Annotated in this window: 4 protein-coding genes and 4 pseudogenes; all 8 read left to right on the plus strand. The window is 70.0% G+C overall.

The window, feature by feature from the left end; translation table 11 throughout:
* Nucleotides 1-353, plus strand: a pseudogene (locus NI18_RS28185) (chain-length determining protein); the annotation flags it as partial.
* A complete protein-coding gene (locus NI18_RS28190; RefSeq protein ID WP_347574892.1) occupies nucleotides 347-769 on the plus strand; it encodes a hypothetical protein in 423 nt (140 codons plus the stop codon). The pseudogene NI18_RS28185 and the gene NI18_RS28190, both read left to right, overlap by 7 nt.
* Nucleotides 770-779: 10 nt before the next feature.
* On the plus strand, nucleotides 780-1073 hold the full coding sequence (locus NI18_RS24720) for a hypothetical protein (protein ID WP_128082339.1): 294 nt from the start codon (nucleotides 780-782) through the stop codon (nucleotides 1071-1073).
* A gap of 4 nt (nucleotides 1074-1077) precedes the next feature.
* A pseudogene (locus NI18_RS19460) lies at nucleotides 1078-1808 on the plus strand (AAA family ATPase); the annotation flags it as partial.
* Nucleotides 1805-3463 carry a hypothetical protein gene (locus NI18_RS19465; RefSeq protein ID WP_037532538.1) on the plus strand — a complete coding sequence of 553 codons (1659 nt, stop codon included), beginning with the start codon at nucleotides 1805-1807 and terminating at the stop codon, nucleotides 3461-3463. The pseudogene NI18_RS19460 and the gene NI18_RS19465, both read left to right, overlap by 4 nt.
* A gap of 12 nt (nucleotides 3464-3475) precedes the next feature.
* Complete coding sequence (locus NI18_RS19470; RefSeq protein WP_037532541.1) at nucleotides 3476-4549, plus strand: AAA family ATPase; 1074 nt, start codon at nucleotides 3476-3478, stop codon at nucleotides 4547-4549.
* Between the two features lie 43 nt (nucleotides 4550-4592).
* Nucleotides 4593-5419 (plus strand): annotated as a pseudogene (locus tag NI18_RS19475) (XrtA system polysaccharide deacetylase).
* A pseudogene (locus NI18_RS19480) lies at nucleotides 5416-5652 on the plus strand (FemAB); the annotation flags it as partial. The pseudogenes NI18_RS19475 and NI18_RS19480, both read left to right, overlap by 4 nt.

Consider the following 5652-nt stretch of genomic DNA (forward strand, 5'->3'; position numbering starts at 1 on the left):
CCGGACCCGCACGCGCCCGGCTTGCGGCGATCCAGGGGCAGCTCGCCGATGCCCGTGCGAGGGGCTATACCGAAAGCCATCCCGACGTCGTCGCGCTGCGCGCGCAGCTCGCCCAGGCAACCGCGGCGGCGCGCGGCGAACCGCTGTCGGGTGGCAGCGGCGCGGGTTCGTCGCCCAATCCGCTCTATGTCTCGCTGCAGGCGATGATGGCGGACAAGCAGGCGGCGGTCGCATCGCTCAGGATCCGTCGCGCGCAGCTGCAGGGCGATCTCGACCAGCTCAACGCCAAGCTGTCCGAGGATCCGACCGTCGCCGCCGAACAGGCGCGATCGACCGCGATTATCAGGTGCTGAAGGACCAGTATGACCAGCTGCTGACCCAGCGCGAACAGATCGCGCTCCGCGGCCAGGCGCAGTCGCAGACCGATCGCGTCAAGTTCAGCGTCATCGACCCGCCGACCACGCCGCAAAAGCCGAGCGCCCCGAACCGGATGCTGTTGCTGACCGGCGTGCTGATCGCCGGTCTCGGTGCCGGGATCGGCGGCGCGTTCCTGCTCGGCCAGCTCCGTGGCACGTTCGCGACGAGCACCCGGCTCGAACGCGTCGCGGGGATGCCGGTGATCGGGTCGATCGGCGAAGTCGTGACGCGCACTCAGTCCGAGTTGCGCGCCAAGCAATTCCGGATGTTCCTCGGCGGCACGGCAGCGCTCGGCGGCGCCTATGTGCTGCTGCTGGGCGTCGAGATTCTGCAGCGTGGCCTGGCGGCCTGAGGACGTGACCATGCGTAGCAAGATCCCCGAATCGCACGAAGCCAGCGGCGAGCCGCCACGCGCGCCGTCGCTGCTCGAACGCGCCGCCACGGTCTATGACTTCAACCAGCACGTGCGGGCCCGGCCGTCGGTGCCGCCGGTCGAACCGGCACGCGCGCCTGAGCCTGCCGCCGAGCCCGTTGCCGCGTTCGAAGCCGACGCGCCGGACTCCGACGATGCGACCTTCCTCGCAATCCCGCCCGAGCTTCGCGCGCCGATCGGGCAGGAATTGCCCGACGAGTTCCACCTGCTTCGTCGCCAGTGACACGGCGATGATCGATCGCGGGATGCTGGCGGCGAACGGCATGATGGTGCCCGGCGCGCCGGTCGGTCCGCTGGCGGAGGAGTTCCGCCTCATCAAGCGGCAGCTGCTGATCACGCGCGCGCAGATCGAGGCCAGCGCGGTGCCCGACAAGGCGCGCACGATCCTCGTCTGCTCGGCACGCCCGAACGACGGCAAGACCTTCTGCGCGATCAACCTCGCACTCTCGATCGCGGCGGAACGCGATACCGAGGTGCTGCTGGTCGACGCCGATGTCGCCAAGCCCGACGTGCTGCGACAGCTCGGGCTGGATGATGGTCCCGGCCTGCTCGATGCTCTGGCCGATACGAGCATCGACGTCGAGACGCTGGTGATCCGCACCGACGTGCCGCATCTCTCGATCCTGCCCGCGGGCGACCGGACGACGATGGATACCGAGCTGCTCGCGAGCGCGCGGACCCGTGCGGTGCTCGCGCGGCTGCTCGCGGCGGATCCGCGGCGCATCGTGATCTTCGATTCGCCGCCCGCGCTCGCCGCGTCGCCGCGGGCGTGCTCGCGATGCTGGTCGGGCAGGTCATGCTCGTCGTCCGCGCCGATCACACGCCCGAGAGCGAGGTCCGCGCCGCGGTCAACCGGCTCGACAGCTGCGAGCATATCCAGCTGGTGCTCAACGCGGTGTCGTTCGTCCCCGGCGGCGCGCGGTTCGGCAGCTATTACGAGCAAGGCGGCGCGCGGTGAGCGATGTCCGACTGATCCTCGGCGGCGCGGCGGCGCTGTTCGTCGCGGCGCCCGCGCTCGCCCAGTCGGTCTCCGATACGGCGTCAGGAAGCGGGCAGGGCGCACGGCGCGTCGTCGTCCGGCCCTATATCGAGGCGACGCAGATCCTCACCGCCGATCTCGGCGGCGGCGACGTGCTCACCTACACCTCGCTCGCAGCAGGCGTCGATGCGGCGGTGTCGACCGCGCGGATCAACGGGCAGGTCAGCTACCGCTACGAACGCCGCTTTGCCTATGACGACGATATCGGCGACACCGACATCCATTCGGGCCTCGCGCGGGTCGAGGCGCAACTGACGCGCAACGTCTCGCTGGAAGCGGGCGGGATCGCCACGCGCTCGCGCTCGGACATCCGCGGCGCCGCGCCCGGCGTACTGGTCGGCAATGTCTCGAACATCGCGCAGGTCTATGCCGTCTATGGCGGCCCGAATTTCGCCGCGCAGGCGGGCGACGTCGCGGTCAACGCCAACTACCGGCTGGGCTATACCAAGGTCGAGACCCCGACCTTCGGCACCGCCGCGACCGGTGGCCAGCGGCTCGATTATTACGACGATTCGATCGGCCACACCGCGACGGCCAGCGCGGGCTTCCGGCCGGGCACGCTGCTGCCGGTCGGGCTGACCGCGAGCGCGGGGTTCGACCGCGAGACCGCGGGCCAGCTCAGCCAGCGCTACCAGGGCTATTTCGGCCGCGGCGACGCGGTGCTGCCGGTGTCGCCCTATGTCGCGCTGACCGCGGGCCTCGGCTATGAACGGATCGAGACGAGCCAGAAGGATGCGCTGGTCGATGCCGCGGGCGTCCCCGTGCTCGACCGCGACGGCCGGTTCCGGACCGCGCCGGGATCGCCGCGCCGCATCGCCTATCGCACCGACGGGCTCTATTACGACGCGGGCGTGATCTGGCGGCCGAACCGGCGGACCTCGGTCGAGGCGCGGATCGGCGAACGCTATGGCTCGCTCAGCTTTACCGGCACCGCGACCGACCAGGCGTCGAAGGACGTCGGCGTCGCGGTCAACGTCTATGACGGCGTGCAGACCTTCGGCCGCCAGCTGCGCACCGGCCTCGCCAACCTGCCGACGAGCTTCCTCGCGCCCAACCAGGGTTTCGCGCAGCAGTTCAACGGCTGCGTGTTCGGCGCGACCGGCGCGGCGCCGGGCGGGTGCCTCGACGACGTGTTCCAGTCGATCTCCACCTCGAGCTACCGTGCGCGCGGGATCGACGCGGTGCTCGTCGCGACGCGCGGGCGGACGACGTTTGGCGGCGGGATCGGCTATGCTAATCGCCGGCTGTTCGCACCACGCGGCGCGCCCGGCCTCGTCGTCACGGGCCTTGAGGACGAGAGCTATTACGGCCAGCTCTATTTCGCGCGGTCGCTGTCTTCGGTATCGGGGCTCAATGCGACCGCGTTCGTGAACTATTTCGACAGCCAGCTCGGCGGTGGTTTCGTCACCGCGGGCGATGGCGGGGTCTGGTCCTATGGCGCGACCGGTACCTATTACCGTAATTTCGGACGGCTCGGCACGACCGCGTCGCTCGGGTTATACAGCTTCAAGGTCGGCGACTTCGACAGCGACTGGTCCGCACAGGCGCTGCTCGGTGCACGGTATCAGTTCTAGGATATTTGGCAGATGTACGACGAACATTACGGACTGACGGGACGCCCGTTCCAGCTCACCCCCGACCCCCGATTCTGGTTCGAATCGGGGACGCATCGCAAGGCGATGGCGTATCTCGGCTATGGTCTGGCGCAGGGCGAGGGCTTCATCGTCATGACCGGCGATATCGGCGCGGGCAAGACCACGCTGGTCGGGCATCTGATGGACACGATCGACCATCAGAGCCTGAACGCGATCCGGCTGGTGTCGACCGCGATCGAGGCGAGCGACCTGCTGCGGATCGTCGCGACCGCGCTCGGTGTCGACCCGGCGGGGCTCGAAAAGGCACAGCTGCTCACCGCGATCGAACGCGGGCTGCACGCCGTCGCGCGGACCGGCAAGCGCACGCTGCTGATCGTCGACGAGGCGCAGGCGCTGCCCGTGTCCGCGCTCGAGGAACTGCGGATGCTGTCCAACTTCCAGACCGCCGGCCATGCGCTGCTGCAGATCCTGCTGCTCGGCCAGCCCGAATTCCGCGACCGGCTCCACGGCTCCGACGGGCTCGAACAGCTCCGCCAGCGGGTGATCGCGATCCACCATCTCGATCCGATGGAGCCGCATGAGGTCGCCGACTATATCGCGCACCGCCTGTCGGTGGTCGGGTGGGAGGGCAATCCGGCGTTCACCGACGACGCGGTTGCCGCGCTGTTCGACGGGTCGGACGGCATCCCCCGCCGCCTCAACATGCTGGCGGGACGCGTCATGCTCTATGCCGCGATCGAGGATCTGCGTGTCATCGACGGCGCCGTCGTCCGCGCCGTGCAGAGCGACCTGACCGCGGACCTGCCGACACTTGCGACGACGCCCACGCCCGAGCCTGCCCCCGAACCCACGGCAAAGCCCCGCGCCACGCCCGATCCCGCCACCGACCCCGCCACCGACCCTGCGGTCCTCGACCGGCTCGCGATGCTCGAGGCGCGCGTCGAGCAGCAGGACCAGGCGCTGCGCCGTGTCCTGACCTTGCTCGTCGAGTGGGTCGAGGGCGACGAGCCTAGGCCCGATTACAAGCCGATCCGCGGCGCGTCGCACTGGCACGACGCGGCGTGATCCGGTGACGACGGCGGTAACGGCCGGCCCGATCCGCAACGGCATGTCGGTCGATGTCGAGGACTGGTTCCAGGTAGGCGCGTTCGAGACGGTGATCGACAAGGCGGACTGGGACGGCCTCCAGCCGCGCGCGAGGCGAACACCGATGCGGTGCTCGCGCTGTTCGCCGAAAGCGGCGTGCACGCGACCTTCTTCACGCTCGGCTGGGTCGCGCACCGCTATCCCGCACTGATCCGCCGGATCGTCGATGCCGGGCACGAGATCGCGAGCCATGGCTGGGATCACCAGCGCGTCTTCACCATGGATGCAGGCCTGTTCCGCGCCGACCTCGCGCGCGCGCGCGCGGCGATCGAGGATGCGGCGGGGCAGCGTGTCACCGGCTACCGCGCGCCGAGCTTCTCGATCGACCAGCGCACGCCCTGGGCACACGCCGTGCTGGCCGAAGCGGGCTATGCCTATTCGTCGAGCGTCGCACCGCTCGCGCACGACCATTATGGATGGCGCGACGCACCGCGCTTCGCCTTCCGCCCGCTGCCCGACACCGCATTGGTCGAAGTGCCCGTCACCGTCGCGCAGTTCGGTACGCGCCGCGTCGCCACGGGGGGCGGCTTCTTCCGGCTGCTGCCCGCCGCGCTGATGGATTTCGCGGTCCGCCAGGTGAACGCCGCCGACCACCCGGCGATGTTCTATTTCCACCCCTGGGAGATCGATCCCGCCCAGCCGCGCGTCGCGGCGGCACCCTTGCGCTCGAAGATCCGGCAATATTCGCGGCTTGGCGCGATGGCGGGCAAGTTGCGCGGACTGCTCGGCCGGCATGACTGGGGCCGCGTCGATGCCGCGGTCGCGGTCGAGGCGGGTCGGCTGCGGTGACCACGGCCACCGTGCGCGAGGCAGATCTCGCCGACGCGGACGAGTGCGCGCGGATCGCGGCGTTCGTCGATGCGACGGCGGCGGCGACGCCGTTCCACCTGCCCGCGTGGAGCATCGCGGTCGCGCGCGGTTGCGGCCAGCGCGCACGCTATCTGGTCGCGGAGCGGGGCGGCACGATCACCGGCGTGCTGCCGCTGACCGAGATGCGATCGCCGCTGTTCGGGCGCGCGCTC

The organism is Sphingomonas sp. Ant20 (genome assembly GCF_000783375.1).
Taxonomy (GTDB): domain Bacteria; phylum Pseudomonadota; class Alphaproteobacteria; order Sphingomonadales; family Sphingomonadaceae; genus Sphingomonas; species Sphingomonas aerolata.